This window comes from Bradyrhizobium sp. USDA 4506 (assembly GCF_054058795.1).
Genome location: NZ_JBSSBM010000002.1, coordinates 7,648,189 through 7,674,674, shown reverse-complemented (window position 1 = coordinate 7,674,674; position 26,486 = coordinate 7,648,189). Strand labels below are relative to the sequence as shown.

The 26,486-nt window shown below is 64.8% G+C and carries 31 protein-coding genes; 11 read left to right on the top strand and 20 right to left on the bottom strand.

Translation table 11 applies throughout. The annotated features are described in order from the left end of the window. Window positions 1–30: 30 nt before the first annotated feature. Entirely contained in the window at window positions 31–264 is a 234-nt protein-coding gene (locus tag ACVIHF_RS38185) for a hypothetical protein (protein WP_225160897.1), read from the bottom strand. Window positions 265–471: 207 nt separating this feature from the next. Here ACVIHF_RS38185 and ACVIHF_RS38180 point away from each other — a divergent pair, with 207 nt between their 5' ends. After that, complete coding sequence (locus ACVIHF_RS38180; RefSeq protein WP_028336549.1) at window positions 472–1,170, top strand: helix-turn-helix transcriptional regulator; 699 nt, start codon at window positions 472–474, stop codon at window positions 1,168–1,170. Next, a complete protein-coding gene (locus tag ACVIHF_RS38175) occupies window positions 1,170–1,505 on the top strand; it encodes a YkgJ family cysteine cluster protein (protein ID WP_456793533.1) in 336 nt (111 codons plus the stop codon). Before ACVIHF_RS38180 ends, ACVIHF_RS38175 begins: the two co-directional genes overlap by 1 nt. Before the next feature lie 6 nt (window positions 1,506–1,511). Here ACVIHF_RS38175 and ACVIHF_RS38170 read toward each other — a convergent pair whose 3' ends face one another. From ACVIHF_RS38170 to ACVIHF_RS38160, 3 genes are all read right to left on the bottom strand, one after another. Further along, window positions 1,512–1,913 carry a hypothetical protein gene (locus ACVIHF_RS38170; RefSeq protein ID WP_016847470.1) on the bottom strand — a complete coding sequence of 134 codons (402 nt, stop codon included), beginning with the start codon at window positions 1,911–1,913 and terminating at the stop codon, window positions 1,512–1,514. A gap of 172 nt (window positions 1,914–2,085) precedes the next feature. Further along, window positions 2,086–2,439: a DUF3307 domain-containing protein gene (locus tag ACVIHF_RS38165; protein ID WP_016847469.1), complete on the bottom strand. Its 354-nt coding sequence runs from the start codon at window positions 2,437–2,439 to the stop codon at window positions 2,086–2,088. A 187-nt stretch (window positions 2,440–2,626) separates the two neighbouring features. After that, window positions 2,627–2,866, bottom strand: a complete 240-nt coding sequence (locus ACVIHF_RS38160) for a hypothetical protein (protein WP_456793532.1) — start codon at window positions 2,864–2,866, stop codon at window positions 2,627–2,629. On the opposite strand from ACVIHF_RS38160, the gene ACVIHF_RS38155 reads away from it, so the two are divergent. Beyond that, window positions 2,865–4,271, top strand: a complete 1,407-nt coding sequence (locus ACVIHF_RS38155) for a TAXI family TRAP transporter solute-binding subunit (protein ID WP_310880842.1) — start codon at window positions 2,865–2,867, stop codon at window positions 4,269–4,271. The two genes, ACVIHF_RS38160 and ACVIHF_RS38155, sit on opposite strands and share 2 nt — an antisense overlap. Before the next feature lie 162 nt (window positions 4,272–4,433). Here ACVIHF_RS38155 and ACVIHF_RS38150 read toward each other — a convergent pair whose 3' ends face one another. From ACVIHF_RS38150 to ACVIHF_RS38140, 3 genes are all read right to left on the bottom strand, one after another. Further along, on the bottom strand, window positions 4,434–5,195 hold the full coding sequence (locus tag ACVIHF_RS38150) for a Crp/Fnr family transcriptional regulator (RefSeq protein WP_092085323.1): 762 nt from the start codon (window positions 5,193–5,195) through the stop codon (window positions 4,434–4,436). A 211-nt stretch (window positions 5,196–5,406) separates the two neighbouring features. Then, entirely contained in the window at window positions 5,407–5,769 is a 363-nt protein-coding gene (locus ACVIHF_RS38145) for a PRC-barrel domain-containing protein (RefSeq protein WP_016847466.1), read from the bottom strand. A gap of 91 nt (window positions 5,770–5,860) precedes the next feature. Beyond that, window positions 5,861–6,046: a hypothetical protein gene (locus ACVIHF_RS38140; RefSeq protein ID WP_310880870.1), complete on the bottom strand. Its 186-nt coding sequence runs from the start codon at window positions 6,044–6,046 to the stop codon at window positions 5,861–5,863. 383 nt (window positions 6,047–6,429) lie between these two features. Between ACVIHF_RS38140 and ACVIHF_RS38135 the strand changes: the two genes are divergently transcribed. Genes ACVIHF_RS38135 through ACVIHF_RS38125 form a run of 3 tightly spaced genes read left to right on the top strand, consistent with a single transcriptional unit; the run spans window position 6,430 to window position 7,076 of the window. Next, on the top strand, window positions 6,430–6,567 hold the full coding sequence (locus ACVIHF_RS38135) for a hypothetical protein (protein ID WP_253604911.1): 138 nt from the start codon (window positions 6,430–6,432) through the stop codon (window positions 6,565–6,567). Between the two features lie 25 nt (window positions 6,568–6,592). Beyond that, window positions 6,593–6,805, top strand: a complete 213-nt coding sequence (locus ACVIHF_RS38130) for a hypothetical protein (protein WP_225160892.1) — start codon at window positions 6,593–6,595, stop codon at window positions 6,803–6,805. A 52-nt stretch (window positions 6,806–6,857) separates the two neighbouring features. Continuing rightward, window positions 6,858–7,076 (top strand): hypothetical protein, encoded by a 219-nt coding sequence (locus tag ACVIHF_RS38125; RefSeq protein ID WP_016847462.1) that lies wholly within the window; start codon window positions 6,858–6,860, stop codon window positions 7,074–7,076. Window positions 7,077–7,252: 176 nt separating this feature from the next. Here ACVIHF_RS38125 and ACVIHF_RS38120 read toward each other — a convergent pair whose 3' ends face one another. Together ACVIHF_RS38120 and ACVIHF_RS38115 are read right to left on the bottom strand one after the other, a co-directional pair. Then, the gene (locus ACVIHF_RS38120) at window positions 7,253–8,128 is read right to left on the bottom strand and encodes a DUF6537 domain-containing protein (protein WP_456793531.1); all 876 of its coding nucleotides are present in this window, start codon (window positions 8,126–8,128) and stop codon (window positions 7,253–7,255) included. Between the two features lie 29 nt (window positions 8,129–8,157). Beyond that, the gene (locus ACVIHF_RS38115; protein ID WP_016847460.1) at window positions 8,158–8,826 is read right to left on the bottom strand and encodes a Crp/Fnr family transcriptional regulator; all 669 of its coding nucleotides are present in this window, start codon (window positions 8,824–8,826) and stop codon (window positions 8,158–8,160) included. 318 nt (window positions 8,827–9,144) lie between these two features. On the opposite strand from ACVIHF_RS38115, the gene ACVIHF_RS38110 reads away from it, so the two are divergent. Then, window positions 9,145–10,257, top strand: coding sequence for a cyclic nucleotide-gated ion channel (locus ACVIHF_RS38110; RefSeq protein ID WP_057016272.1), 1,113 nt, complete (start codon window positions 9,145–9,147; stop codon window positions 10,255–10,257). A gap of 14 nt (window positions 10,258–10,271) precedes the next feature. Further along, complete coding sequence (locus tag ACVIHF_RS38105) at window positions 10,272–11,057, top strand: enoyl-CoA hydratase/isomerase family protein (RefSeq protein WP_253604917.1); 786 nt, start codon at window positions 10,272–10,274, stop codon at window positions 11,055–11,057. A 199-nt stretch (window positions 11,058–11,256) separates the two neighbouring features. On the opposite strand, the gene ACVIHF_RS38100 is transcribed toward ACVIHF_RS38105, so the two are convergent. Further along, window positions 11,257–11,691, bottom strand: a complete 435-nt coding sequence (locus ACVIHF_RS38100; RefSeq protein ID WP_225160887.1) for a DUF6157 family protein — start codon at window positions 11,689–11,691, stop codon at window positions 11,257–11,259. A 14-nt stretch (window positions 11,692–11,705) separates the two neighbouring features. Next, entirely contained in the window at window positions 11,706–12,359 is a 654-nt protein-coding gene (locus tag ACVIHF_RS38095; RefSeq protein ID WP_253604921.1) for a glutathione S-transferase family protein, read from the bottom strand. Window positions 12,360–12,440: 81 nt separating this feature from the next. On the opposite strand from ACVIHF_RS38095, the gene ACVIHF_RS38090 reads away from it, so the two are divergent. Next, complete coding sequence (locus ACVIHF_RS38090) at window positions 12,441–13,439, top strand: helix-turn-helix transcriptional regulator (RefSeq protein ID WP_456777948.1); 999 nt, start codon at window positions 12,441–12,443, stop codon at window positions 13,437–13,439. 216 nt (window positions 13,440–13,655) lie between these two features. Here ACVIHF_RS38090 and ACVIHF_RS38085 read toward each other — a convergent pair whose 3' ends face one another. The 9 genes from ACVIHF_RS38085 to ACVIHF_RS38045 all read right to left on the bottom strand — a co-directional run bounded on the left by ACVIHF_RS38085 (window position 13,656) and on the right by ACVIHF_RS38045 (window position 23,318). Continuing rightward, window positions 13,656–14,066 carry a hypothetical protein gene (locus ACVIHF_RS38085; protein ID WP_057016276.1) on the bottom strand — a complete coding sequence of 137 codons (411 nt, stop codon included), beginning with the start codon at window positions 14,064–14,066 and terminating at the stop codon, window positions 13,656–13,658. A 78-nt stretch (window positions 14,067–14,144) separates the two neighbouring features. Continuing rightward, window positions 14,145–14,858, bottom strand: a complete 714-nt coding sequence (locus tag ACVIHF_RS38080; protein ID WP_456793530.1) for a nitroreductase — start codon at window positions 14,856–14,858, stop codon at window positions 14,145–14,147. Between the two features lie 98 nt (window positions 14,859–14,956). Then, a complete protein-coding gene (locus tag ACVIHF_RS38075) occupies window positions 14,957–16,207 on the bottom strand; it encodes an acyl-CoA dehydrogenase (protein ID WP_057016278.1) in 1,251 nt (416 codons plus the stop codon). A gap of 118 nt (window positions 16,208–16,325) precedes the next feature. Further along, a complete protein-coding gene (locus ACVIHF_RS38070) occupies window positions 16,326–17,573 on the bottom strand; it encodes an acyl-CoA dehydrogenase (RefSeq protein WP_456793529.1) in 1,248 nt (415 codons plus the stop codon). A gap of 117 nt (window positions 17,574–17,690) precedes the next feature. After that, window positions 17,691–18,818 carry an acyl-CoA dehydrogenase family protein gene (locus tag ACVIHF_RS38065; protein ID WP_310880836.1) on the bottom strand — a complete coding sequence of 376 codons (1,128 nt, stop codon included), beginning with the start codon at window positions 18,816–18,818 and terminating at the stop codon, window positions 17,691–17,693. Window positions 18,819–18,950: 132 nt separating this feature from the next. After that, window positions 18,951–20,819, bottom strand: coding sequence for an AMP-binding protein (locus ACVIHF_RS38060; RefSeq protein WP_456793528.1), 1,869 nt, complete (start codon window positions 20,817–20,819; stop codon window positions 18,951–18,953). 41 nt (window positions 20,820–20,860) lie between these two features. After that, window positions 20,861–21,667 (bottom strand): enoyl-CoA hydratase/isomerase family protein, encoded by an 807-nt coding sequence (locus ACVIHF_RS38055; RefSeq protein WP_076832872.1) that lies wholly within the window; start codon window positions 21,665–21,667, stop codon window positions 20,861–20,863. 180 nt (window positions 21,668–21,847) lie between these two features. After that, on the bottom strand, window positions 21,848–22,606 hold the full coding sequence (locus ACVIHF_RS38050; RefSeq protein WP_016847447.1) for an SDR family NAD(P)-dependent oxidoreductase: 759 nt from the start codon (window positions 22,604–22,606) through the stop codon (window positions 21,848–21,850). Between the two features lie 46 nt (window positions 22,607–22,652). Beyond that, window positions 22,653–23,318: a TetR family transcriptional regulator gene (locus tag ACVIHF_RS38045; RefSeq protein ID WP_283065373.1), complete on the bottom strand. Its 666-nt coding sequence runs from the start codon at window positions 23,316–23,318 to the stop codon at window positions 22,653–22,655. A 173-nt stretch (window positions 23,319–23,491) separates the two neighbouring features. Here ACVIHF_RS38045 and ACVIHF_RS38040 point away from each other — a divergent pair, with 173 nt between their 5' ends. Together ACVIHF_RS38040 and ACVIHF_RS38035 are read left to right on the top strand one after the other, a co-directional pair. Further along, window positions 23,492–24,664, top strand: a complete 1,173-nt coding sequence (locus ACVIHF_RS38040; RefSeq protein WP_456793527.1) for an acetyl-CoA C-acetyltransferase — start codon at window positions 23,492–23,494, stop codon at window positions 24,662–24,664. 180 nt (window positions 24,665–24,844) lie between these two features. After that, window positions 24,845–26,389, top strand: a complete 1,545-nt coding sequence (locus ACVIHF_RS38035) for an acyl-CoA synthetase (RefSeq protein ID WP_253604940.1) — start codon at window positions 24,845–24,847, stop codon at window positions 26,387–26,389. Window positions 26,390–26,486 lie beyond the last annotated feature (97 nt).

Sequence of the window (26,486 nt, the reverse complement as noted above, 5' to 3'; positions counted from 1 at the left end):
AGCTAGCCGTCCCCTGCTGCCAGCATGGTGTCAGCAGTAGTGGCATTCACTGTCGAACGGGCCGACGGGTGCGAGGCGGCGAACCGCCCCGCGAACGCGCTTGACCAGCCGTGCCCGCCCGTAGGACCAGACCGTGCTGATCGACTGTGCGATCAGCGCGACCAGGGCCCAGCGCAGGTCGCCGGAGGTGGAGTAGACCGTGACCAGCTGTTCCAGCGCAAAGCCTTGCGCCTGCCGGAAACCGAGTTCGTCAAGATTCGTCATGGACAAATTCCCTTCACTTGAGGTGTTGTCCTGATATAGCCCCCACCTGCTGCCAACATGCTGTCAGCAGTAGCCGGACGGGACCCAGAAAAGCCTGCGCACCGAGAGACGACGAGACCCGTCAAGACACTCGTCAAGACGGCTGCCAAAACCGCTACCGAGACACTCGACAAGACACGTGCCAAGAGAGCGATCGAGAGAGTTGCCATGAGACGCGCCGACCGGCTGTTTCAGATCATCCAGGTGCTCCGCCGCACCCGTAAGCCTTTGACCGCCGATGCAATCGCCGCCGAGCTCGAGACATCGAAGCGGACGATCTATCGCGACATCGCCAGCCTGATCGAACAGCGGGTGCCGATCCGCGGCGAGGCCGGCATGGGCTACATCCTGGAGAAGGGATTCGACCTGCCGCCCTTGATGCTGACACCCGACGAGATCGAGGCCTGCGTGCTCGGCGCACAATGGGTGGTCGGCCACGCCGATCCGGCGCTGGCGCGCGCGGCCGAGGACCTGATGGCCAAGATCGCCGAGACCGTGCCCGACCGACTGCGGCCGTTCGTGCTGGAGCCGGCAAGCCGGGCCCGCTCGGCCTGGAACCGGGAGCCCGACCGCATCGACATGGTCAGGACCCGCAGCCAGATCCATGAGGGCAAGAAGATCACGCTGAACTATCGCGACGAGCATGGCCGCGACTCTGAGCGCACGATCTGGCCGATCGCGGTCGGCTATCACGAGGCGGTGCGGCTGCTCGCCGCCTGGTGCGAGCTGCGCAAGGATTTCCGCAGCTTCCGCACCGACCGCGTGGTCACGGCGGTCTATCACGACGAGAAATATCCGGAGCGGCGCGACCTGCTCAGGGCGCGCTGGCGGCGCAGCCTGGTCTGGGAAGCGCCGAGGGACACCTGATGGCCGACAACGCGACCGACGCAGCCGACGCAAGCCCCTGCCCGTCCTGCGGCGCCTGCTGCAGCTATTCGGAGAACTGGCCGCGCTTCACCATCGAGGACGACGCGCAGCTCGATCTGATCCCACCGCAATTCGTCAACGCGCGACAATCAGGCATGCGCTGCGAGGGCGACCGCTGCTCGGCGCTAGCGGGCCGGGTCGGAGAAGCAACGCGCTGCGAAGTCTATGCGGTGCGGCCGGAAGTATGCCGGACCTGCCAGCCGGGCGACGCGGAATGCGCGATGGCGCGGCGCCGGCACGGGCTGCCGCTCATCGCGAGCGCGCAGCCGATCTAACAGACGTTACGCCGTGACCCTGTCGCTGACGTCCTCGTCGTCGAGCTCGTCATCGACGATCGGCGCGAAGGTCGTCAGCGGCTTGGTCGACAGCGTGATCGGCTTGCGGCCGCCATGCGAAACGGTCGCGGCGCGGGCCGGCTCACGCGACAGCGCGTAGAGCGTCGAGCCGACACGGCCACCCGAATTCGCCAGCTCCCACTCGCTGCAGCTCGACGCGATCGCGACCGCGAGCGCGTGCAGATGGCTGCGGCGATAGCAGAACAGCGCGAGCCTCGCCCTGACGTCGGGCGCGACATTGGCAACCAGCAACGAGAGCCCGTTCGGATTGGCGCGATACATCTGGCCGAGCAGGTCGTCGGCCACCGGGCAGGCATCGTTCTCGAAGGCGTCGCGGCTTGAAAACATTTGCAAATCCCCCTCGATCGGGAAGATGCCGCGTAATCCTCTAACGAAAGGTTAACCACGGCCTCCGGTCGCTTCCGGAGGGTCTTGCCCGTTGCGCGCGAATCACATCCGCCCGCGTCGCGGGCAGCTGGATTCGTGGTTCAGGACGGGAGGAAAGGTGCGCGCGAGCCGCTCAGTTCGCGGCCATGTAGATCGACAGCGCGAAGCCGGTGAGGTGGTGCAGCGCCTGGTCGACCCCGATCAGGGTCCAGAACCAGGGGTGCCCGGATTCCAGCGTCACGCCGAAATGCGAGGCGCAGATGCCCTTGGCCCGATCGACGATGATGTGGATCACGAAGTCAATGAAGGCGACGTACCAGAACCGCGGCGCCACCACCAGGATCAGCGCCAGGGCGACCGCGAGATGGACCAGGCAGTGCGCCAGCAGCGGCAGCGCCCAGCCGGTCTTCTGGTCCTTGCCGATCGCCATCCAGGCGTTCTGCAGCATGAAGTCGGCGATGATGTGCTTTGCGGTGAGAAGCAACATCCATCCCACCAGGGCACCAACCGACACCGACGATGACATGGAGGGAAACAACAAGCTGACGCCCTTTTACTTCGATGAATGTGATTGCAAGAAATCCGGGTCAGGCCGTCAGCACAATTCCGCAAACCGAAGCGTGTCTCATTTATGACATCTCCGGCGCCGGAATGCACCTGCGCCTCCTCGAAAATCACATCTCGGTCCGACCGTCGATAGTGGCAATGGTCATGTGGCATCGCGGCGCAGGCCAGACGAGATTAAGGTTACGGCCGGCGGCCGGTTTGCATTCCCCCCGGGGAGGTATATCGTCGGCAACATAGGAAATTTTCTTTCTTTTATAGCCATTTACGGATTCACCGGGCAGCGCCGCGCCGATCGGGTCGCGGCAACGGGCCGTCCCGGACGGGTGATGAGCCAGGTAATCAGCCATGAGTGCCGAAGCCCCCTCGCCTGCGCCGATGCCGCCACGCCCACCGGTCGCCAAACCGGTCGTCAAGACCAACCGCGCGCAGATCATCGTCTTCACCCTGCTGACGCTGCTCCTGAGCGCGGTCACCGTGATCGGCGGCCGGCTCTGGCTGCGCAATTCCGAAACGCTGGTGTTCGCGGTCGGCGATGCCAAGGGCCCGGAGGCGAAATTCGCCGCCAAGCTCGCAATCGTGCTGAAGAACAATTCGTCGCGGCTGCGGCTGAAGATCGCGCCGAACCCCGACAACGCCAAGGCGCTGGCGCAATTCGATCGCCGCGACGCCTCGCTTGCCATCCTGCGCACCGACGCAAGGGTGCCGCCGCGTGCCCGCGCCATCGCGATCCTCGAGCATGACGTGGTGCTGGTGCTCAGCCCCGGCGGCAAGAAGATCAAATCGCTGAGCGAGCTCAAGAAGAAGCGGATCGCGGTCGTCGGCGACGGCGAGAACAGCGTCAATTTCGTCCGCAGCGCGCTCGAGATTGCCGACAGCCCCGACGCGGCGCAGCGGGTACAGCAGGCGCCGCCGAACACGCCTTTCGACAAGCTGTTCGCCTCCGGCTTTGCCGCCGTGATCGCGATCGAGCACGCCTCGAAGATCGTGAAGGACAAGACCTACGAGCAATATGCCAAGCGCGCCGGCGGCTTCACGCTGAATGCGATCGACGCGGCCAAGGCGCTGGCGCGCAAATACCCGGCGATTTCGGAGGAGACGGTCTCGACCGGCATGCTGTCGTCCTCGCCGGCGATCCCCGATGACGAGGTCGACACCATCGGGCTGGAATGGCTGCTGGTCGCGCAATCCTCGATGTCCACGACGACAGCCGCCGAGCTCGCGCGCATCATCTACGAGAACAAGTCGGAGCTTGTGCTCGACGACGGCTTCGCCTCCAAGATCGAGCCGGCGGCGACCGACAAGGACGCATTCATCGTCGCCCATCAGGGCGCCGCCGAGTACATCAACGACGATACCAAGTCGTTCATGGATCGCTACAGCGACGTGATGTATCTCGCTGCCGCCGCGCTCAGCATCATCGGCTCGATCTTCGCCGCGATCTACACCAAGATCACCCGCGTCGCACCGGAGAAGGCCAGCGAGCTGGCGGGCAGGATCCTCGACATCGGCGAGCGCGTCGAGCACGCCACTTGCGCCGAGCATCTCGACGAATTGCAGGACGAGCTCGAGGCGATCCTGCGCGGCGCGGTGACCGGCCTGCGCGACGGCACCGTTTCCGGCGACGGAATGGACACGTTCAAGCTCGGCTACGAATTGGTCCGCGACGAGATCGCACTGCGCCGCGATCACCTCAAGCGCCACCCGGCGACGCCGGACGAGAACCTCGTGGTGGTGAAGGCGGCGAACGGGTGAAACCAAGCCGCTGGTCACGCCACAGATACAACTGTCGTCCCTGCGATCGCGCCACATGCACCACTGTCGTCCCGGCTTTCGCCAGGACGACACCGCCTATGTTAAACGGCCGGTGAACCATACATCCGCACGCTCTCGACATGCACCGGAGCGCAGCGCTTACTACCCGACCGCCGCGTCCGTCGGCGTCGCAGCGGCGTCGAGCTGCCGTCCCTCGTGATCCATATGCAGGTAGTTCGGGTTGAACAGGCCGGCGTGCATCAGCCGCTCGAGATTGGGGACGACCAGGGTCTTTCCCTTGAGTACGATCAGGCCGCCGGCGCGCAATTCCTGCAGCGTTCGGTTGACGTGAACCTTGGAGAGCCCGGTGGCATCGGCGAGATCGCCCTGGGTCAGCGGGAAATCACAGCTGTCGCCCTGGGTCAGGCCTGCAGCACGCAGCCGGAGCCAGATCTCGCACAGCAGATGGGCCATCCGCTCCAGCGCCGTTCGCTGGCCGAGGCTCATGGTCCATTCGCGCTGGATCGCCGCGTTGACCAGGGTTTCCCACCAGAACGCGGTCACGATGCGCGGATGTCCGGCCGCGACTTTGTCGAAGAATTCGCGGGAGAGGTCGGCGATCGACACTGCCGTGACGGTACCGATCGAATGATCCATCTCGCGCAGGATGAAGACGTTCACGTCGCAAATGTCGCCGGGCAGAAAGAAGGCCACGATCTGACGCCGGCCGTCCTCGAGCTGCTTGTAGCGATAGGCCCAGCCGGACAGGATCAGATGGACGTCCTTCGGCTTCTCGCCCTCGCGGACGATGTCGACCCGCGGACCAAAATGGCGGACGCGCTCGGTAGACGCGCGATTGAGAAGGACCTGGTCTACCGGCGAAAGCCGTGCAAACTGCTCCAATTTCCGGATTAGCGACGCCAACGATTGGTCTCCCGCATGTTTAATCGGGCAACTGCAGGACCGACTTCAATTACGTATGTTACCTTGCACAGCTATTGACGTATGTTCACTAGTGTACAGACGTCCCAAGGATGCGACGGTTACATCCCGAGCATCACGCACACCTCGGCTCCCGGTGGGTACCACCGGTGAAATACGGGTCCCCCGGCTCGGGGGGACGTCTAAGGGACGTTCAGACGAACGGCACGCCGTAGTAGTCGTTCACCGCGCGCGTGGTGCCGATATCGGACCAATTCCACTCGCGCTCGCTGCCGTATTTCGGCGCGCCGCGCAGCTGGCTCTCGGTGACGCCGGTGACATAGCCGCCCAGCCTCGTGTCGTATTTGAGCGACTGCCAGGGCAGCGGATAATGGTCGTTGCCGAGACCGAGAATGCCGCCGAAGCCGAGCACGGCGTAAGACACCCGCCCGCTCTTCTTGTCGATCATCACCCGTTCGATCGAGCCGATCTTGCGCTCGTCGGAGCCATAGACCGCGGTGCCCTCGACCTTGTCGCTGCCGATCAGGTTTCCGACCTCCTTCTCGTCCATCGCCATGTCAGTTCTCCATTGATCCCTCGACGCCAACGGTCGGCCCGGGTCATCGTTCCTGCCGCATTGCCGCGATTGCTGCAGAGCGGAACGCCGTTCAGCCCGTTGGAGGATCGCCGCGGTCGTCCGATGTCATGCCGGATCCCGGCGTCTTGTCGGCATCGTTCAATTTCGGATCACGCGTCGCTTCGCGCGCATTCGACTTTCGCGGGTCGGTCTTATGCGCGGTCTGCGCGCGCTGCTTGTCGGCCGGCTGCTCCTGCCCCTTGTTGTCTTTCACGATGCCCTAATTGGAATGTGCCACTGCTTATGTCCTTCTTGTTGCCTTGGCTGCCTTGGTTGAAGACATGCGGGCCCCGGCGATCAAATTCGCCGAGGCCCGTCACCGGAGTGGTCCACCGCCTTTCGGGGAGCAAAGCAGCGAACGCACGGGTGTTACGCAGAGCACCGAAGATCGTTCCTGCGATCTTCGCGATCCCAGGTCGCGATCTCAGGTCTCGATTTTGGGTCGCGATTTCGGGCGCGCGTTTTTTTCAATTCGACCGATGTCATGGGTTAACGACGGCATCCCGGGAACAAGCCTAGTATTGCTGGTTCCAGCTCGGAGACGGCATGATCAAGAAGAAGCGCAAAAGATCGCGGCCTCCCGGATCGTTCGAAAACCGCTTGCAGAAATTCGCCGAAGATTCGCGCATTGCGGCACGCAAGCTGCCGCCGGGACGGGAACGCGAAATGCTGATGAAGAAGGCCAGACAGACCGAGACTGTGATGGAAGTCAGCGAATGGCTGACGTTCCGCAAGTAGCCGCGAGTCGCAAAGGAGAGCTGCGATGATCGAGGAACGGTTTGACTCACGCACGCTCTTCGCCATGAACGCTGCGCTTGATCGCGTTTGCGCAGACGCAGCTCACGGCGAGGAACATGACACCCGCCGCCGCGTTGCCAGATACATCATCAAATGCGCCAAGAGCGGCAGGACGACGCTTTCCGAGCTGACCGAAGCCGGACGGCAGGCGCTGGCCAAGGCTACCGCCGCGGCGTGAAAACCGGCGCAAGTGCCCTGTTGCCCTCGGCCCTCAGCAGAGGCAGCTACGCATGCGCATTGCAATCAGCATCGGCCTGCTGGCCTTTTTGGCCGCCGTCGGCGCCTACGCCTATGAAGGTCTGACTGTGGACGCTCCGGTGCCGACCTACGGCATCGTGGTGTTCACGATCGGCATTGCGCTTCTGGCCGCGGTCTGCATCGGCCTGATGGGCCTGTTGTTCTATTCCAGCCGCCGCGGCTACGACGAGCCGCCGCACATCAAGCGGTAGAGAGCGGGAATGCAACGCACTCGAGCCCGTCACCGTCATCCTGAGGAGCGCGGAACGCGCGTCTCGAAGGATCGACGGCCCGCCTGTGGCCGTGCATCCTTCGAGGCTCGCCCAGCGGCGCAAGTGCGCCGCAAGGCTCGCACCTCAGGATGACGGGTCCAGCACTGACATCTCGTTCAATGCGACTCAACTCCCGGCGCCCGGGCGCGGATCTCCGCGATCTTGCGCTTCAGCGCTGCCTGCCGCGGATCGGGCATGGTGGCTGCGCGCGCTTCCGCAATGGCGCCGGCAAGGTCGGGGAGCACGAGCACGCCGTCGAAGGTCGGCTTGGCGAGCCCGTCGATGATCACGTGCCAGTCCGCGATGCCCTGGCGGTAGGGATCGCCGTAACCCTGGATCATGGTCGCGGTCTGCACGACCGCCGGGGCGGCGCCCGGCTGCTTGGTCAGGCTGCGGTCGATCATGTGCAGCCAGCGCTCGACCCAGACGCGCTCCCTGGCATAGCGTCCCGAGAACAGCCGCCAGCGCTTCAGGCCCGCCTCGATCCTGAGCCGGCGAACGCTGAAACGGTTGTTGGCGCTGAAGCGGATCGAGACCCGGCGACGCCGCCAGCCGAACTGATCCAGCACGCCGAGCACCGGATCGGCGACCACCGCCGGCAGGGCGTCGATCAACTCGTCAAGGCGAAACTTCTTGACGTCGTCGGCCGAGCGCGCCGCAAGGGCGCCCGCCGCGTTGACTTCGCCAAGCTTGAGCTGCGCGATGCGGATCGCGTCCTCATAGGCCATGCGCTCCGCCATCAGGCGGCCGATCTCGGCAAGCAGGGCGTCGTCGACGCCGCGGCGGCCGACGAAGCGCTTGAGCCGGTCGATATAGAGCTGGGCGTAGCTCGTGCTCTGATAGGCGATCAACAGATCGATGGCCTTGGTGACGGCCGGCCCGAGATGGTCCGGGCAGGCGTCGGGCAGCACCGGCGGCCCCTCGTCCTCATCGCCGATGATATCGGCAAAGAGGTAACGGAGCGAAGCCAGGAGACCGTCGTCATCCGCCACTGCGGCGCCTCCAGAACTCGTCACGGGGCTCATGCAGGTTTGGGCTCCGCGACCTGTGGGGTGGCGTGCTGCGCGAGCTGCTGCTCGAGCGTCGAGATATTCTGGAACAGGCGGGCGCTGGCGAGGCGCAGGAAGTAGAAGCCGAACGCCGGGTTCTGGACGTAGAGCTGCTCGACCTGGTCATAGGTCACCGACAGCACCATGCCGGTCTCGACGCACTCCAGCGTCTGGGTTCGCGTGTTCGACGGCGACAGCATGCCGAACTCGCCGACGAGGGCGCCGACCGGCAGCTCGATGCCGGATTCGACCAGGCGGAAGCGGCCACTGACAATGTAGAACATGCTGTCGGCCTTCTCGTCCTTGTAGAACAGGACTTCGCCCGCGGTGCATTTGCGTTCCGTCGTGAACGGCTTCAGCCATTCCATCGACAGATCGCTGTTGACCGATTTCTTCACGTTGCGGACCAGTTGCAGCATCTGGTGCAGCCGATAGGTGTTCACCGGCAGCAGCACGGCATGCAGGATCAGCGTCGCGTAATTGTGGGTCGGGACGGCGGTCGCGATCAGGATGATGTTGGTCAGGATGGCGAAGACGCGCAACGGGATCATGGTCCGCATCGACAGCGTGGCAACCACGAAGATCGATGCGAAGAAACTGCCGGCGGCGCCGGCGTGCTCCGCGAGATGTGAGGTATCCATCGGAAACCAACCAATTTCTCAAGAAGTGAATAAGATCGCCTTATTAGTCGCTTCATTCCGGCCAAGGTCGCATCGGCGAACCAGCATCCCTGATATACGGGGAAAAAGCGACGTTTTGTCCGATTTCTCACATTCGCGGGCGCAAAATCGGGCCAACATGGTTAGGCCTTTCGTCCAACTGATGGGTCTTCCGCCGCGAGCATCCCGCCATGGCCTGCGCGTTGACGGCCTCAACCGGGAGAGGCACGTTGTGACATCGGCTCTGCCGTTCGCAGGGCCTCAATTCCAGCAATTCATCGACAGGCAAGCTCCGTACCGATGTCCAAGCGGCTCGTCCTTCCGGCCTTGACGCGCTTCGTTTCCGCCACCGCCGGCCGCAACATGACCACGGCGGCCTATGTCGCCGTCGCGGCCGGTGTCGCCATGATGACGCTGCTGACGGTCGCGCCGGCCCATGACGCGGCGCCGCGCTGGGTGGATGCGCTGCTGTGGGCCTGCCTTGCCTATTTCGTATTCGAATGGCTGGTGCGGCTGCGCCACATGGGCCGGCAGGGCAAATTCTGGTTCTACGCGCTGTCCAGCGCCGGCGTGGTCGACGCGATCGGCGCGCTGGCCGTGCCGGTGGCCTTGCTGTCCGGAGTCGAGCCGAAAACCGCCTGGCTGCTCGGCGTGCTCTGGGTGCTCAAGGTGGTGCCGGGCATTCCCGGCCTGCGCCAGCTCCGGCGCGTGCTGGTGGTGGAATCCGGGCCGCTGCTCAGCGTGCTCGTGATCTTCCTGATGGTGGTGTTCCTGGCCTCCGTTGCGGAATATTTCCTGGAGCGGGACGTCCAGCCGCAGACCTTCGGCAGCGTGCCGGCGGCGCTGTGGTGGGCGGTGGTGACGCTGACCACGACCGGCTACGGCGACGTGGTGCCGATCACCCCGCTCGGCCGCGTGGTCGCCGCCATGGTGATGATCTCGGGCCTCGGCGTGTTCGGGCTGTGGACCGGTATCCTGGCGACCGGTTTTGCCGCCGAAACCCGCCGCGACAATTTCTTGAGAACCTGGGAGACCGTCAGCAAGGTGCCGTTCTTCGCGCATCTCGGCCCGGCCGCGATCGCCGACGTCACCCAAATGCTGCGGACCATGGACCTGCCGCCGCGCACCATGATCATCCGCAAGGACACCAATGGCGACTGCATGTATTTCGTCGCCGCCGGCGAGGTCGAGGTCGACCTGCCCGGGCGCAAGGTGAAGCTTGGCGAAGGCGAGTTCTTCGGCGAGATGGCGTTGCTCGGCAACACCAAGCGCGGCGCCAGCGTCTCGACCAGCAAGGTGACCAGGTTGTTGGTGCTTGACCTGGTCGATTTCCGCCTGTTGATGGCAAGGCATCCCGATCTCGCCGAGACCATCGACGCCGAGGCCAAGCGGCGCGAACGTGAGAATCAATAATGATGGAGACCAAGATGGCTGACGCGGCCGACACCGCCAGCGGACCCGTGCTCGAAATCGCGGGCGCGCGCGCAACGATCCGCCTCAACCGGCCGAAGCACCTCAACCGCCTGCAGGCCGAGGATCTCGGCGAGCTGCTGACATTGTTCGACCGGATCGAGGCCGATCCCGCGATCCGCGTGCTGGTGCTGACCGGAACCGGCCGCGCGTTCTCCGCCGGCTACGACCTCAACTCCGTCGCCGAGCGCGCGGTGAGCGCCAGCGAGCAGCAGAGCGCGGGCTCGGCGTTCGAGGTCGTGGTCAACCGCCTCGAGGATCTCAGCGTGCCGACGATCTGCCGGCTCAATGGCGGGGTCTATGGCGGCTCGACCGACCTCGCGCTCGCCTGCGACTTCCGCATCGGCGTCGATACCGCCGAGATGTTCATGCCGGCGGCGCGGCTCGGGCTGCACTATTACAAGAGCGGCATCCAGCGCTATGTCACGCGGCTCGGCGTCGATAACGCCAGGATGCTGTTCCTGACCGCGCAGAAGATATCGGCGCCCGAGATGCTGCGGATCGGCTACCTCACCGCGATGGTATCGCTCGACCTGCTCGACGAGGAAGTCGACAAGCTCGCGACGATTTTGGCGGGCAACGCGCCCAAGGCGATGGCCGGCATGAAGCGCGCAATCAACGAATTCGCCCGCGGCGAGCTCGACGAGGCCGCCGCCGACGCCCGTCACCGCGACAGCATGCGCGGCGACGAGATCAAGGAAGGCATCAAGGCCTTCGCCGAGAAGCGGGCGCCGCGGTTTTAGCGATTGGTCGCACGGCACACTCCCTTCACCCTCCCCTGGAGGGGGAGGGTCGGGTCACATGGAGCGCAGCGGAATGTGAGACGGGGTGGGGTGATCTCTCAGCACGAACGGTGCCCGAGTGGAGAGATCACCCCACCTCGGTTCGCATTGCATGCGAACCGATCCTCCCCCTCCAGGGGAGGATGAGAGCAGTGCCTCTTCACGCCCGCTTCGACCGCATCGCACGGACCTGCGCGATGTCAGGATCCGCGGCGAGTGCCTGGTAGCGCTTGCTATCGACGGCGTAGAGCGCGATGCGCCCCTCGGCGTCGGCATGGACACCCCAGCCGAAACGCTTGCCGAGCGGCGAGGCGCGCATGCAGGCCTGGCCGCGCGAGAAGAACGTCTCGCGGGCGAGGCTGCGCGCCTTCTTCGCCGCTCTCGCATCGAGCGCACGGCCGGCCGCCGACGTCGCGAAAACCACATCGTCAGAGGTGTACTTGTAGGGCGCGCCCGCGATCATCCGGTATTGCAGCACGGCGACCGTCGGCTGGCCGCCGCGCAGCTGCGGCTCCTCGCCGCGCTGCGCCGGGCAGTCCTCCGCGACGTGGATCAGGGTGTTGAAGCAGTTGGTGCTGTGCAGGACTTTCGCCATCGGCCCGATCCGTATCACACTCCGGCGACTGCTGCATGCTGCGCCGCCATCTCGTCATCGGCCTTCGATATCCGCTGGAAAGCCGGGCGCGCGGCGATGCTCTCGGTATAGCGAACAAACACGTCCCTTTTCGGCACGATGCCGAACATCATGGTCCAGCTGAGCGCGATGCCCCAGAGGATGTCAGCCGCCGTGATCTCTTCGCCGAGCAGATAGGGCCCCTTTGCCAGCTGCGATTCCAGCGCGCCCAGCATGGTGTCGTAATCGGCATAGGGCGACTGCGTGATCGGCGCGGGCTCGCGCTTCATGAAATGGTCGATCACGGCCGGCTCAAACGATGAGCCGTAATAGGCGATCCAGCGCAGATACGGGCCGCGGCGCGGGTCGTTCAACGCCGGCGTCAGGCCGGCCTGCGGAAACAGATCGGCGAGATAGATGAAGATCGCGACCTGCTCGGTGATCAGCGCGTCGCCGTGGCGGATCGCCGGCACCTTGCCGAGCGGATTGATGGCGAGATAGGCGTCCTTGCGCTGCTCGCCCGCCTTCATGTTCAGGACCTGCAGGTCATACGGCGCGCCGAGCTCCTCCAGCAGCACGCGGGTGCCGGTGGCGCGGCTCTGCGGCGAATAATACAGCGTGACGCGGTCGGTGGGGGCAGCGGTGGTCATGGCGGGTCTCCTTGCGCCGTCGGGGCATGGCCCCGTTATGCCCGCCTATACCTGACATCTTGTGTCAGGTATGATCCGGCCATGCGCGCGAGCCGGCTGTTTTCCATCCTCACCACCCTGCAGGCGCGGGGCCAGGTCACCGCGCCTGAGCTGGCGGAAGCCTGCGAGGTCTCGGTGCGCACGATCTATCGCGACATCGACGCGCTCGCGGCCGCCGGCGTTCCGGTTTACGCCGACCGTGGCGCCGAGGGCGGCTATCGCCTGCTCGACGGCTATCGGGTGCGGTTGAACGGCCTGTCGCAAGGCGAGGCCGAGGCGCTGTTCATGGCCGGACTTCCGGGGCCCGCCGCCGCGCTCGGCCTCGATGCCGCGATGGTGGCGGCGCAGACCAAGCTGATGGCGGCACTGCCGGAGAACCTGCGGCCCAACGCGAGAGGGATGCAGCAGCGCTTCCATCTCGACGCGCCCGGCTGGTTCGGCGAGACCGAGGAGCCGGAGCATCTGCGCGCCATCGCCGGCGCCGTGCTGCGCGAGACCATGCTCGAGATCCGCTACCAGAGCTGGAAAGCCGAAAAGCGGCGGCGCGTGGCGCCGCTTGGCCTCGTGCTGAAGGGCGGCAGCTGGTACCTCGCCGGCCTCGTCGACGGCAATGTACGCACCTACCGTGTCGCGCGCGTGCTGGATTGCACGGCGCTGGAGACCCCATTCGCGCGGCCGGCGGCGTTCGACCTCGCCGCCTATTGGCGCGCCTCGATCGAGCGGCTGGAGGCCGAGCTGCATCCGAACGAGGCCACGGTGCGGCTGTCGCCGCTCGGGCTGAAACTGTTCGACGCGCTGGCGCATCCTTACGTGAAGGCGCGGATGCGGCTCACTGATGGCACAGACGCCGACGGCTGGCGGCTCGCCACCATGCCGGTCGGCAAGACGGTGTGGCATGCGGCGACCGAATTGCTGCGGCTCGGCGCCGAGGCCGAAGTGGTCGCGCCGCTAGAGTTGCGCGAGAAGATGGCCGAGCTGACGAGCGCGATGGCGGCGCGCTATGCCGACGCGCCAGCCCGCCGCGCGGTGGCGGGACGCTGAAGCGTAATGAGATTGGGTTGAATGGAGCCGCAGGAGCAGTGCGCTCCCTCGCCCCGTCCTTACGGGGAGAGGGTCGGGGTGAGGGGCTGTCTCCGCGCATACGGTGATAGCTGCGCTTGCTGAGACTCCCCCTCACGCGGAACGCATCTAACGATGCGTTCCGACCTCTCCCCGCGCGCGGGGCGAGGTGGAGCAGAGTCTGCGGTTCGCTGCTTGCTAGTAGCGGCTGTCGGAGCTGATCACGAAGCGGTCGAAAAAATTGACCGGCAGGATCTCGAACCGCTCCAGCGTCAGCGTAATCCCGGTCACGAAGTCGACGCCCTTGATCGTGCCCTCAAGATCAATCCGCCGGCCGCGACGCAGGCCGCGGGTTTCCGGATGTTGCTCGATGTCGATATAGGCATAGATCGGATTGTCGAGCCGCGAATGGCGATGCCAGCCGCGTTGCAGGAAGCTGAATTGCAGCACCGAGCCCGCGCCCCAGTCGATCGCGTCGAAGAAGCGGGTCTTCCAGGCAACGCCCTGTCCCAGGTAATGCGCGGCGATGAACGCGTCGCGCTCGAGTGCAGGCAGACGGTGCAGCTGCCAGCTGATCTCCGCCGGCGTCAGGGAGGCGTTATTCGCCATTGTTGTTCTTGTCGTTTCTTCTTGTAGCTCTTCTTATCCTCGGCGGGAGGGTGAACCGACCTTCCCGCCTTGAGGAAATTATACATCAACGAATGTGACAGTATCTTCCACGGTCGCGCGCGACGTGCGGTAGCTGTTCACCTTTTGCGCGTGATCCGCATAGCCGAACGAGATACCGCAGACAACCCGGCGATCGTCGGCCAGGTTGAAATGACGACGGATCAGCCCGGAATGGCGCGCGATCGCCGCCTGCGGGATGGTGCCGAGCCCGAGCGCCTGCGCCGCCAGCATGAAGTTCGAGACATAGCCGCCGCAGTCGATCGCACCATAGATGCCGAGCGGCTCATTGGTGTGGATCACGGCAATGTGCGGCGCGCCGAAGAAATTGTAGTTTTCCAGCGCCTGTTTTGCATAGGCCGGCTTGTCGCCGCGCGCGATGCCGAGCGTGTTGTAGAGCTGGAAACCGCTTTCGCGGCGGCGCTCCAGATAGACCCCGACATATTCGCGCGGCGGCGTGAAGTCGTAGTCCTCGGCGAGGCCGCGCGAGGCCTCGGCATAGATCGCCTTGCGAAACCGCTCCTTGGCCTCGCTGGAGACGATCAGCACCTGCCAGGGCTGGCTGTTGCACCAGGATGCGGTGCGCTGCGCGGTCGACAGAATGTGCTCGATGACCTCGCGCGGCACTTCGCGCGGCTGGAACGCGCGCACCGAGTAGCGCTCGTTGAGCAATTCCTCGAGCGCGCCGATGCGGTCCTCGGTCGCGTAATGCGGGTTCGGTGTCTTCGCGTCCATGATGTATCCTCCTTTTTCGTCATTCCGGGGCACGCGAAGCGTGAACCCGGAACCTCGAGATTCCGGGTTCGATGCTTCGCATCGCCCCGGAATGACGACTAACCACCCCGCCCCTTGGTCGGGATCTTGTTGTAAGGCACGTCCTTGTCGACGCGGATGTCGCCGGGCAGGCCCAGCACGCGCTCGGCGATGATGTTGCGCAGGATCTCGTCGGTACCGCCGGCGATGCGCATCGAGGGCGACGACAGCAGCATCTGCTGGAACTGGCCGTTGGCCTGCTCCTCATCGGTGCCGGTGAGGCTGCCCGCCGCGCCCTCGAGGTCCATCGCATAGGTCGCGATGTCTTGCAGCATCAGGCCGGAGACGAGCTTGCCGATCGAGTTTTCCGGGCCCGGTCGCTCGCCCTTCGACAGCGCCGAGATGGCGCGGTAGCTGGTGTATTTCAGCCCGCTCGCCTTCACCGCCCAGCTCGCAAGTCTGGAGCGCACCGCCGGATCGTCGATCGCAAGACCGTCCTCCAGCATCAAATTGGAGCAGAACTCGAACATCTCGGGCACGCCGGTGGCGAGCCGCGCGCCGATCGACATGCGCTCGTTCATCAGCGTGGTCAGCGACACGCTCCAGCCCTCGCCGACCGCCCCTAACCGCTGGCTGTCCGGGATTACGACGTCGGTGAAATAGACCTCGTTGAACTCCTGCATGCCGTTGGCCTGCTTGATCGGCCGCACCTCGACGCCGGGGCTCTTCATGTCGAGGAAGAACATCGTGAGGCCCTTGTGCTTCGGGACATTCGGATCGGTGCGCGCGATCAACAGGCCGTAGTCGGAGTAATGCGCGCCTGACGTCCAGATCTTCTGGCCGTTGACGACCCAATTGTCGCCTTTCTTCTCGGCGCGGGTGCGCAGCCCCGCGACGTCGGAGCCGGCCGACGGCTCGGAGAACAGCTGGCACCAGATCTCCTCGCCGGAGGCGAGCTTCGGCAGATAGCGGCGCTTGGCATCCTCGCTGCCCCAGGCCATCACAGTCGGGCCGCACATGCCCTCGCCGATCTGGAACGGCTGGGTCAATTTGCCGTAGACGCCCTCTTCCTGCTGCCAGATCACGCGCTCGATCGGGGTGGCGCCGCGGCCGCCATATTCCTTCGGCCAGTGCAAGCAGGCCCAGCCGCCCTCGGCCTTCTTCTTCTGCCAGGCCTTGCCGACCTCGACCATGTCGTGCCTGGCGAGCCTGATACGGCCGAGCGACGACTTCGAGAGCTCCTCTTCGAACTCCTTCGGCGCATTGGCCGCGATCCAGTTGCGGGCGATGGCGCGGAACTCGGCTTCCTGCGGCGTGTCATCGAAATTCATGGCGGCTCCTTTGTTCTGTCATTCCGGGGCGATGCGCAGCATCGAACCCGGAATCTGGAGATTTATTGTGCGGCTCGAGGTTCCGGGTTCGCCGCTTCGCGCCGCCCCGGAACGACGGTTAAGCTCTTCCCTTGGTCGGGATCTTGTTGAAGGGGACGTCCTTGTCGACCCTGATGTCGCCGGGCAGGCCCAGCACGCGTTCGGCGATGATGTTGCGCATGATCTCGTCGGTGCCACCCTCGACGCGGGTGCCCGGCGCGCGCAGCAGCATCGCCTGGAATTTGCCGACGACCTCGGCATCCTCAATCCCGTTCAGCGCGCCGGCCGCGCCCTGCAGATCGAGCGCATAGGTCGCGACGTCCTGGATCATCGAGCCGGCGACCAGCTTGCCGATCGAATTCTCCGGTCCCGGACGCTCGCCCTTCGACAGCGCCGAGATCGCGCGCATGCTGGTGTATTTCAGCCCGCTCGCCTTCACGGCCCAGTTGGCGAGCTTGGAGCGCACCGCGCGGTTCTCGATCGCGGGGCCGTCCTCCAGCATCAGGCTGTTGCAGAAGTCGAACAGCTCGGGAAAGCCGGTGGCGACACCGGCGCCGATCGACATCCGCTCGTTCATCAGCGTGGTCAGCGACACGTTCCAGCCGTCATTGACATTGCCGAGCCGCTGCGAGTCCGGAATGCGCACGTCGGTGAAATAGACCTCGTTGAAGTCGGAGGCGCCGCTCGCCTGCTTGATCGGCCTGACCTCGACGCCCGGGCTCTTCATGTCCAAGAAGAACATGGTGAGGCCCTTGTGCTTGGGCACGGTCGGGTCGGTGCGGGTGAGCAAGATGCCGTAGTCGGAATAATGCGCGCCCGAGGTCCAGATCTTCTGGCCGTTGATCACCCACTCGTCGCCATGCTTCTCGGCGCGGGTGCGCAGGCCGGCGACGTCGGAGCCGCCGGCCGGCTCGGAGAACAGCTGGCACCAGATCTTCTCGCCGGAGGCAAGCGGCGGCAGATATTTGCGCTTCTGCTCCTCGCCGGCGAACGCCATCATGGTCGGGCCGCACATGCCGTGGCCGATGATGAACATCGAGCTAAGGCGGCCGAACGGGCCCTCCTCCTGCTGCCAGATCACGCGCTCGATCGGCGAGGCGCCGCGGCCGCCATACTCCTTCGGCCAGTGCAGGCAGGCCCAGCCGGCATCGGCCTTCTTCTTCTGCCAGGCCTTCGCGACCTCGAGAATGTTGGCGCCCTTGAGCGCAACACGGCCGAGCGAGGCCTTGCGCAGCTCGTCCTCATGTTGCTTCGGTGCATTGGCCGCGATCCAGGCTTTCGCCTCGGCGCGGAATGCGGCCTCCTGCGGGGTGTCATCGAAATTCATGGTGGCTTTCTTTCCGTCATTCCGGGGCGATGCGCAGCATCGAACCCGGAATCTCGATTCCCAACCTCTGGATTCCGGGTTCGCGCTACGCGCGCCCCGGAATGACGAATCGTATCGTTACGCCGCGTTCTTCTTGCGCATGCGGTCGATCAGCGCGTCTTCCCAATAGGACAGGCTGCCGAGACCGAGCGCCACCGCATTGGCGCGGCGGTAGTACATGTGGCAGTCGAACTCCCAGGTGAAGCCCATGCCGCCATGCACCTGGATGTTGTTCTTGGCGCAATGCTGGAATGCCTGCGTCGCGCTGATGCGCGCGGCGGCGGCGGCTTCCGGCAATTCGCCGGCATTGGTCGAGAGCGCCCAGGCGCCGTAGTAGCAATTTGAGCGCGCCAGCGTCGCCGACACATACATGTCGGCCAGCATGTGCTTGACCGCCTGGAACGAGCCGATCGGCCGGCCAAAGGCAATACGATCAAGCGCATAGTCGCGGCCCATCTCCAGCGCGCGGTCGGCGCCGCCGACCTGCTCGAACGCCGTCAACACGGCCGCGCGATCCAGCACCTGGGAGATGACGCTCCAGCCCTCGCCGGTAGCGCCGAGCGGCTCGGCCTTCGCATCCTTGAAGGTGAATTCGGCCTGGCCGCGGGTCAGGTCGATGTTGGTGAGCGACTTGACCTCGACGCCGCCGGCCTTGAGGTCGACGATGAACAAGGAAATATCGGACTCGCGTCCGCTCGAGCCGGTGCGCGCGGCGACCACGGCGAAATCGGCGATCGCGCCATCAGGCACCGGCTTCTTGACGCCGTTGAGCACGCCGCCATTGGCCGTCACCTTGATCGCCTTCGGCGACGGGTTGCCCTTGCCCTCGAACAGCGCCAGCGTGCCGATGGCTTCGCCCGCGGCGATCTTTGGCAGCCACTTCTGCTTCTGCGCGTCACTGCCTGCGATCAGGATCGCTTCGGCGGCGAGATAGACGGTGGAGGAGAACGGCACCGGCGCCAGCGCGCGGCCCATTTCCTCCGCGATCACGCAGAGCTCGAGATGGCCGGCGCCCGCACCGCCGAACTGTTCCGGGATCGCGACGCCGAGGAAGCCCATCTCGGCGAGGCCCTTCCACAGCGCCTTGTCGTAAGGCGCCTTGCCGTCGAGCACCTCGCGCACGGCCTTCGGCGGGCACTGTTCGCTGAGGAACTTCCGCGCCTCGTCGCGCATCTGCTTCTGTTCGTCGGAGAAATCGAAATTCATGGCGCTTACCTTTTTCTTGCTGTCATTCCGGGGCGATGCGCAGCATCGAACCCGGAATCTCGACGTAAGGAACCTCTGGATTCCGGGTTCACGCTTCGCGCGCCCCGGAATGACGCGTTTGCTTTCGTAGGATCAGTTCAAGATGATCACGTCGTCGCCGGGCTTGCCGGCATACAGCTTCTCGACCAGTGCGGCGCGGCGTTCGAGGCCGGCGCGCTGGTTGATGTAGCCCTTGTCGGTGAGCTCGTTGCCGTCGATCGACGGCGGCTCGACCATCAGCATCGCACGCGCGATACGCATGCTGCTGCCGGTGGTGGACGCATTGTGCGCCTGCAAACCCTTCTTCAGGCAGGCAAGCACTTCGGGATGCCGGATCACGTCCTCGTAGCTGGCATCGGCATTGCCGACGAGCTGGCGGCAGGCGTGCAGGTTCGGCCAGCACAGCAGGCTGATGAACTCACGGTCCTGCCCCGCAACCAGCGCGTCATGCACGACCGGCGTCGCGGCTGATATCGCATCGGTGCGCAGCGAGCCGACATGCACGAACGTGCCGGTGGTCAGCTTGAAATCTTCGACCACCCGGCCGGCAAAGATGATGCCTTGCAGCGGATCTTCGGGATCGACGAACACGCCGGCATCGCCGATGCAGTAGAAGCCTTCCTCGTCGAACATCTTGGCCGTGAGGTCCGCCTGGCCGAAATAGCCTGGCGTGACGTTGACGCCGCGCAGCCGCAATTCATATTTCGAGCCGCACGGCACCATCTTCAGCTCGACGCCAGGGAACGGCAGGCCGATCAGGCCGACGCGCTCGGTGTCCCAATAGGTGCCGGTCGAGGTCGGCGCGGTCTCGGTCGAGCCCCAACCGGTGTAGAACACGATGCGCTCGCCCGTGGTCTTCACCGCCAGCGCCTGCATGCGGTCATAGAGATCGTCGGGCAGCCGGGCGCCGCCATAGGCCATGATCGAGAGGTTCTTGAAGAAGCTCGCGCACAGCGCCTCGTCCTTCTCCATCGCGGCGGCGAGCGCCGCATAGCCGGCCGGCACGTTGGCGTAATAGGTCGGCGACACCTCGCGCAGGTTCCTGATGGTCTCCTCGAGCTGGCCCGGCATCGGCCGGCCGTCGTCGATATAGAGCGTGCCGCCGTCGACCAGTACCGGATTGAACGCGGCGTTGCCGCCCATGGTATGATTCCACGGCATCCAGTCGAGCACCGTCGGGATCGGTCCCTCCGTTTCACGCGGGCGCACCTGCATCATCATCGCCGCGTTGGCGCACATCATCTCCTGGGTGTTGATGACGGCCTTGGGCATGCCGGTCGAGCCCGAGGTGAACAGCAGCTTGCCGACGGTCCTGGGCGCGATCTTCGCGATGGACTCACCGACCGCAGCCGTCACCGGCGTTGCCGCAAGGTCGGCAAAGGCCGCGCTCCTGATGCCCTCGCAGGGACGCAAGACGTGGACTACCGTGATGCCGGTGAGATCGATCGCCTTCAGCGCCTTCTCGAAGGTCGGGCCGTCCTGCACCATCACGACGGCCGGCTTGATCAGGTTGAACAGGTATTTAAGCTTGAGATGATCCTGGCTCATCAGCGAATAGGCCGGCGACACCGGCGCGGCCGGCAGCCGCGCCTGCATCGCGGCCTGCGTCATCAGCGCGTGCTCGATCGAATTGCCTGACAGGATCGCGACGGGCCGGCCGTCGCCGACGCCGAGATCGAGCAGGCCTTGCGTCAGCGCATCGACGGTGCGCTTGGCTTCGCCATAGGAGACCTTGCGCCATTGCCGGTCGGGACCACCGCGTTGCGCGAGCCAGATCCGCTCCGGCGCCTGCGCCGCCCATTTGGCGAGATAGGCCGGAATATGCGTCTCGTAGGCCTGGAGCGGAATCCGCGACTTCAGGACGACGGTGCCGTCACCGCGCCGCTCGACCGCGATGTCACGTGCGAGCCAATCTACCTTGCGAAAGGCAGGTTTCGTCAGCATCGCCGCGTCTCCATCCATTTTGCGTCTCCCGGAATTCTTGTCCTTTTGAGGATCTGTTCTCAGCGCCTGATATAGACAGGCTTTCGTTTCTCGAGAAAGGCCCTGATGCCTTCCTGGAAATCTTCCGAGCGGCTGCACAGCACCTGATTGCGATCTTCCATCGCGATCACGGCCTCGATCGAGCCGGCATCGACGCTCATGTTGATGCATTCCTTCGAGAGGCGGAGACCGACCGGCGAGGCCGTCATCATTGCCTCGACATAAGGATTTGCCGCCGCATCAAGATCGGTGGCCTCGACCACCTCGGACACCAGGCCGACCGCAAGCGCGCGGTCGGCATGGATGAAGCGCCCGGTGAGGATCAATTCGGAAGCAACCGACACGCCGACGAGGCGCGGCAGGAAATAGCTCGTGCCGATATCGCAGCCGCCGAGACCGAGCTTGATGAAGGCGCAATTCATCCGCGCGTTCTTCGCCGCGATGCGGATGTCGGCGGCAAGCGCCAGCGCGAAGCCGCCGCCGGCGGCCGCGCCCTGCACCAGCGCGATGATCGGCTGCGGAGCGCGCCGCATCAGCATCACGATGTCGGCGATGCGCCGCTGCGAGTCCAGCGACTCCGTGACGCCGGGCGGCTCGGTCTGCCCGCCACGGCGCGCCATCGCGTGCTTGAGATCGAGCCCGGCGCAGAAATTCGCACCGGCGCCCTTCAGCACCACGACGCGGGTGTCGCGATTGCGCTGCAGGCCCTGGAAATAGACGTTGAGCGCGTCGATCAGCGAAGGGTCGAGTGCGTTGAGGCTCTCGGGGCGATTGAGCGTGACCCAATCGACCCCGTCGTGATGTTCGATCAGCAGCGGCTGAGACACGCGCATGGTCCTCCCGACCGTCGTCCCGGCCAAGCGAAGCGCGAGCCGGGACCCATAACCACAGGCTTTTGTTGTTTTGCGCGGTGTCTGCCAGCTTGCCTGTTACAGACGCCGCGGAGTATGGGTCCCGGCTCCAGCGCGCAATTGCGCGCAAGGCCGGGACGACAGTCGAGCTTGTGGTTAGCGCGGGGCCATGCGGATGGCGCCGTCGAGGCGGATGGTTTCGCCGTTGAGCATCGGGTTCTCGACGATGTGGACCGCGAGGTTGCCGTATTCCGAGGCGTCGCCGAGGCGGGCCGGATGCGGCACCTGGGCGCCGAGGCTCTTGCGCGCTTCCTCATTGAGACCCATCAGCAGCGGCGTCAGGAACAGGCCGGGCGCGATGGTGTTGACGCGGATCTTCAGGCTGGCGAGGTCGCGCGCGGCCGGCAGCGTGAGGCCGACGACGCCGCCCTTCGAGGCGGAATAGGCGATCTGGCCGATCTGGCCTTCATAGGCCGCGACCGATGCGGTGTTGATCGCGACGCCGCGCTCCTCGCCGATCGGGGCTTCGGTCGCCAGCCGCTCGGCGAACAGGCGCAGCACGTTGAAGGTGCCGATCAAATTGACGTTGATGATGCGGACGAACTTTGCCAGCGGATAGACGCCGTCCTTGCCGACGATGCGCTGCGAACCGCCGATGCCGGCGCAGTTCATCAGCACGCGCGCGATGCCGTGCGCGGCCTCGGCCTTGGCGATCGCAGCCTTGATGGCGTCCTCGTCGGTGACGTCGGCATGCAGCGCGACGCCCTTCACCTCGGCGGCGACTTTCTCAGCGTTTTCCTTGTTCTGGTCGATCACGCCGATCTTGGCGCCCTTGGCGGCCATGGCGCGCGCGGTTGCGGCACCAAGGCCGGAGCCACCGCCGGTGATGAGAACGGCAACGTCTTTCAACTGCATGGATACAACCTTTCCTTGGGCGTTTCTTCTCTAGACTCGAACTTTGTTATCCGGCGGCAACTACTGCCGTTTCCTTATCGGGATTGAGCACGCCGCCGAAGATCAAGGCTTCCATGTGCTTGATGTAATCGCGGCAGACCTCGTCGGTGACCGGGCCGACGCCGACCGCGCGCGACATCGCGTGACGGCCGAAGAACAGATGATCGCAGGCGCCGATCAGGCTGGTGTAGAACAACACCGGATCGATCTTGCGGAATTCACCGGCCTTGATCCCTTCTGCGAGCAGCCGGCGGTGAAAATCCAACAGCGGCGCGACGAAGAATTTCGACACCTCGTTCGCGGCGGCAGGCGAGCTCTCGTGCAGGAGATAATGGATCAGCCGGTTCATATAGGGGAACTGGTGATAGGCGCGGATGATGCCGCCGATATGCAGCCGCAATTTCGCCGACGGCGTGATCGGCTGGCTGATGAGATATTCGAGCTGCGATATCTCGGTGGCGGCGTCGCGCGCCAGCAGCGCCAGCAACAGCCCGTCCTTGTTGCCGAAATGATATTTCACCAGCGCGGCGTTGACGCCCGACTTCTGCGCGATGTCGGACAACGAGACCTCGATCGAGGCGCGCTCGATCATCAGCTCACTGGCCGCAACCAAAAGCTTGTCGGCGGTGGCATTTTTGCCGGCCGGAAGTTTCGTCGGTACGCTGGTATTCAACTGCGCTCTGGTCCCGCTCTAGGTCAGGGTTCGACGGTAAATCGAGGCCGCACATAACCCCATGGCGGGGCCGCACTCAAGAGTTAATTGATTGATTGACTAAATGCTGAGCCACCCCTTAAATCCGGCCCAACTTCAGACCGCCCAATCCGGAAACATCAGGGAGATCAGACATGGCCGAGGCATATATCGTCGCCGCCGCTCGTACCGCGGGCGGCCGCAAGGGAGGGCGTCTCGCCGGCTGGCATCCGGCCGATCTGGCCGCGACCGTGCTCGATGCGCTGGTCGAGCGCACCGGCGCCGACCCCGCGCAGGTCGAGGACGTGATCATGGGCTGCGTGATGCAGACCGGCGAACAGTCCACCAACGTCGCACGCAACGCGGTGATGGCCTCGAAGCTGCCGGAGAGCGTGCCGGCGACCTCGATCGACCGCCAGTGCGGTTCCTCGCAGCAGGCGCTGCACTTTGCGGCGCAGGCCGTGATGTCTGGCACGATGGATTGCGTGATCGCCGCCGGCGTGGAATCGATGACCCGCGTGCCGATGGGCCTCGCCTCCTCGCTGCCCGCCAAGAACGGCTTCGGCCACTACAAGAGCCCGGGTATCGAGGCGAAGTATCCCAACATCGTGTTCAGCCAGTTCACCGGCGCGGAGATGATGGCCGAGAAGTACGGCCTGTCGAAGGATGAGCTCGACGAATACTCCTATAACAGCCATCAGCGCGCGATCGCAGCAACGCAGGCCGGCTATTTCAAGGACGAGATCGTGCCGGTGACAATCACCCGCGCCGACGGCTCGACCGACACCCATCACATCGACGAAGGCATCCGCTTCGACGCCAGCCTCGACGGCATCAAGGGCGTCAAGCTGATCGCCGAGAACGGCAAGCTCACCGCGGCGAGCGCCAGCCAGATCTGCGACGGCGCCTCCGGCGTCATGGTCGTCAACGAGAAGGGCCTGAAGGCGCTCGGCGTCAAGCCGATGGCGCGCATCCATCACCTCACCATGATGGGCGGCGACCCCGTGATCATGCTGGAAGCGCCGCTGCCGGCAACCCAGCGCGCGCTGCAGAAGGCCGGCATGAAGATTGACGACATTGATCTCTTCGAGGTCAACGAGGCCTTCGCCTCGGTGCCGACCGCTTGGCTGAAGACCACCGGCGCCGATCCGGCCCGGCTCAACGTCAACGGCGGCGCGATCGCGCTCGGCCATCCGCTCGGCGGCAGCGGCACCAAGCTGATGACGACGCTGCTGCATGCCCTCAAGCAGCGCAACAAGCGCTACGGCCTGCAGACCATGTGCGAAGGCGGCGGCATGGCGAATGTGACGATTGTCGAGCGGCTGTAAGAAAAGTCCGCATCAGCGGCCACAACAATGATGTCGTCCCGGCGTAGGCCGGGACCCATAACCACAGCCGTTTGTGGTTAGGCGCGGCTGGGGCCACAACTCAGTCCAACAAGAAAAATTGGTGGTTATGGGTCCCCGCGTTCGCGGGGACGACCACTATTGATGCTCCGAGGAAACACAATGACCCATCCGTCGATCCACGCGCGTACCCATCCGAACAAGATCGCCTACCAGATGGCGGGCAGCGGCAAGGCGATCACCTATCGCGAGCTCGACGAGCTTTCGAACCAGGGCGCGCATCTGTTCCGCTCGCTCGGCCTGAAGGCCGGCGACCACATCGCGCTGCTGATGGAAAACCGGCTTGCCTTCATGGAGATCTGCTGGGCCGCGCAGCGCTCGGGTCTCTATTACACGGCGATCAGCCGCTACCTGACGGAAGAGGAGATCGCCTACATCATCAAGGACTGCGGCGCGAAGGTTTTCATCACCACGCCGCAATGCGCCGACAAGGCGAAGGGCCTGATCAAGGGCGAGGCGGGCGAGCCGCTGTTCTACATGATGGACGAGCCCTCACCGGGCTTCCGCTCCTACGACAAGGAAGCCGGCGCGCAGCCGACCACGCCGGTTGCCGACGAGGTCGCCGGCTACGACATGCTGTATTCCTCCGGCACCACCGGCCGGCCAAAGGGCATCAAGAAGCAGTTCGAAGGCAACCGGATCGACGTGCCGAACCCGTTCCTGCGGATTCTCACCGCAGACATGTGCGGCATGAATGCGGACAGCATCTATTTGTCGCCGGCGCCGCTCTATCACGCCGCCCCGCTACGCTTCAACATGATGGCCACCGTGCTCGGCGGCACCTCCGTCATCATGGAGCATTTCGACGCCGAAGAATTTTTGAAGCAGGTCGAGAAGCACAAGGTGACGCAGTCGCAGCTGGTGCCGACCATGTTCGTGCGCATGCTGAAGCTGCCCGACGAAGTGCGCACACGCTACAAGGTCTCGTCGCTGAAAGGCGCGATCCACGCCGCGGCGCCCTGCCCGGTCGACGTCAAGGCCAAGATGATCGAATGGTGGGGACCGATCCTGATCGAGTATTACGCCGGCTCCGAAGGCAATGGCGTCACGGTCTCGACCTCGCAGCAATGGCTGACCCACCGCGGCACGGTCGGCCGCGCGGTGGTCGGCAAGGTCAAGATCCTCGACGAGAACGACGAGGAAGCGCCGACCGGCCAGATCGGTCAGGTCTTTTTCGCCGACGCGCCGGCGTTCTCCTATCACAACGATCCGGAGAAGACGAAGAAGGCCTACAACACCAAGGGCTGGTCGACGCTCGGCGATGTCGGCTACCTCGACGAAGAGGGCTTCCTCTATCTGACCGACCGCAAGAGCTACATGATCATCTCCGGCGGCGTGAACATCTATCCGCAGGAGACCGAGGACGTCCTGATCACGCATCCGGCGGTGTCCGACGTCGCGGTGTTCGGCGTGCCGAACGAGGAGATGGGCGAAGAGGTCAAGGCCGTGGTGCAGCCGCACGACATCACCAGGGCCGGCAAGGAGCTCGAGGCCGAGCTGATCGCGTTCTGCCGGCAGCACTTGTCGCCGATCAAATGCCCCAAGAGCATCGACTTCGAGCAAGAGCTGCCGCGTACGCCGACCGGCAAACTGGTGAAGCGCCATCTGCGCGACCGCTATTGGCCGAAGGCGGCAGCGAAGGCGTGACCGCGCTTCACCCTCCCCTGGAGGGGGAGGGTCGGTTCGCATGCAGCGAAGCGAAATGCGAAACGGGGAGGGGTCAGGTCTCTCCACGAATACCTTT

Excerpts from the sequence above, each read along its gene's own strand:
- ACVIHF_RS38185 (WP_225160897.1), bottom strand. The coding sequence starts at position 264 with ATGACGAATCTTGACGAACTCGGTTTCCGGCAGGCGCAAGGCTTTGCG.
- ACVIHF_RS38180 (WP_028336549.1), top strand. The coding sequence starts at position 472 with ATGAGACGCGCCGACCGGCTGTTTCAGATCATCCAGGTGCTCCGCCGC.
- ACVIHF_RS38175 (WP_456793533.1), top strand. The coding sequence starts at position 1,170 with ATGGCCGACAACGCGACCGACGCAGCCGACGCAAGCCCCTGCCCGTCC.
- ACVIHF_RS38170 (WP_016847470.1), bottom strand. The coding sequence starts at position 1,913 with ATGTTTTCAAGCCGCGACGCCTTCGAGAACGATGCCTGCCCGGTGGCC.
- ACVIHF_RS38165 (WP_016847469.1), bottom strand. The coding sequence starts at position 2,439 with ATGTTGCTTCTCACCGCAAAGCACATCATCGCCGACTTCATGCTGCAG.
- ACVIHF_RS38155 (WP_310880842.1), top strand. The coding sequence starts at position 2,865 with ATGAGTGCCGAAGCCCCCTCGCCTGCGCCGATGCCGCCACGCCCACCG.
- ACVIHF_RS38160 (WP_456793532.1), bottom strand. The coding sequence starts at position 2,866 with ATGGCTGATTACCTGGCTCATCACCCGTCCGGGACGGCCCGTTGCCGC.
- ACVIHF_RS38145 (WP_016847466.1), bottom strand. The coding sequence starts at position 5,769 with ATGGCGATGGACGAGAAGGAGGTCGGAAACCTGATCGGCAGCGACAAG.
- ACVIHF_RS38130 (WP_225160892.1), top strand. The coding sequence starts at position 6,593 with ATGATCGAGGAACGGTTTGACTCACGCACGCTCTTCGCCATGAACGCT.
- ACVIHF_RS38125 (WP_016847462.1), top strand. The coding sequence starts at position 6,858 with ATGCGCATTGCAATCAGCATCGGCCTGCTGGCCTTTTTGGCCGCCGTC.
- ACVIHF_RS38115 (WP_016847460.1), bottom strand. The coding sequence starts at position 8,826 with ATGGATACCTCACATCTCGCGGAGCACGCCGGCGCCGCCGGCAGTTTC.
- ACVIHF_RS38110 (WP_057016272.1), top strand. The coding sequence starts at position 9,145 with ATGTCCAAGCGGCTCGTCCTTCCGGCCTTGACGCGCTTCGTTTCCGCC.
- ACVIHF_RS38105 (WP_253604917.1), top strand. The coding sequence starts at position 10,272 with ATGGCTGACGCGGCCGACACCGCCAGCGGACCCGTGCTCGAAATCGCG.
- ACVIHF_RS38100 (WP_225160887.1), bottom strand. The coding sequence starts at position 11,691 with ATGGCGAAAGTCCTGCACAGCACCAACTGCTTCAACACCCTGATCCAC.
- ACVIHF_RS38095 (WP_253604921.1), bottom strand. The coding sequence starts at position 12,359 with ATGACCACCGCTGCCCCCACCGACCGCGTCACGCTGTATTATTCGCCG.
- ACVIHF_RS38090 (WP_456777948.1), top strand. The coding sequence starts at position 12,441 with ATGCGCGCGAGCCGGCTGTTTTCCATCCTCACCACCCTGCAGGCGCGG.
- ACVIHF_RS38085 (WP_057016276.1), bottom strand. The coding sequence starts at position 14,066 with ATGGCGAATAACGCCTCCCTGACGCCGGCGGAGATCAGCTGGCAGCTG.
- ACVIHF_RS38080 (WP_456793530.1), bottom strand. The coding sequence starts at position 14,858 with ATGGACGCGAAGACACCGAACCCGCATTACGCGACCGAGGACCGCATC.
- ACVIHF_RS38075 (WP_057016278.1), bottom strand. The coding sequence starts at position 16,207 with ATGAATTTCGATGACACGCCGCAGGAAGCCGAGTTCCGCGCCATCGCC.
- ACVIHF_RS38070 (WP_456793529.1), bottom strand. The coding sequence starts at position 17,573 with ATGAATTTCGATGACACCCCGCAGGAGGCCGCATTCCGCGCCGAGGCG.
- ACVIHF_RS38065 (WP_310880836.1), bottom strand. The coding sequence starts at position 18,818 with ATGAATTTCGATTTCTCCGACGAACAGAAGCAGATGCGCGACGAGGCG.
- ACVIHF_RS38060 (WP_456793528.1), bottom strand. The coding sequence starts at position 20,819 with ATGGATGGAGACGCGGCGATGCTGACGAAACCTGCCTTTCGCAAGGTA.
- ACVIHF_RS38050 (WP_016847447.1), bottom strand. The coding sequence starts at position 22,606 with ATGCAGTTGAAAGACGTTGCCGTTCTCATCACCGGCGGTGGCTCCGGC.
- ACVIHF_RS38040 (WP_456793527.1), top strand. The coding sequence starts at position 23,492 with ATGGCCGAGGCATATATCGTCGCCGCCGCTCGTACCGCGGGCGGCCGC.
- ACVIHF_RS38035 (WP_253604940.1), top strand. The coding sequence starts at position 24,845 with ATGACCCATCCGTCGATCCACGCGCGTACCCATCCGAACAAGATCGCC.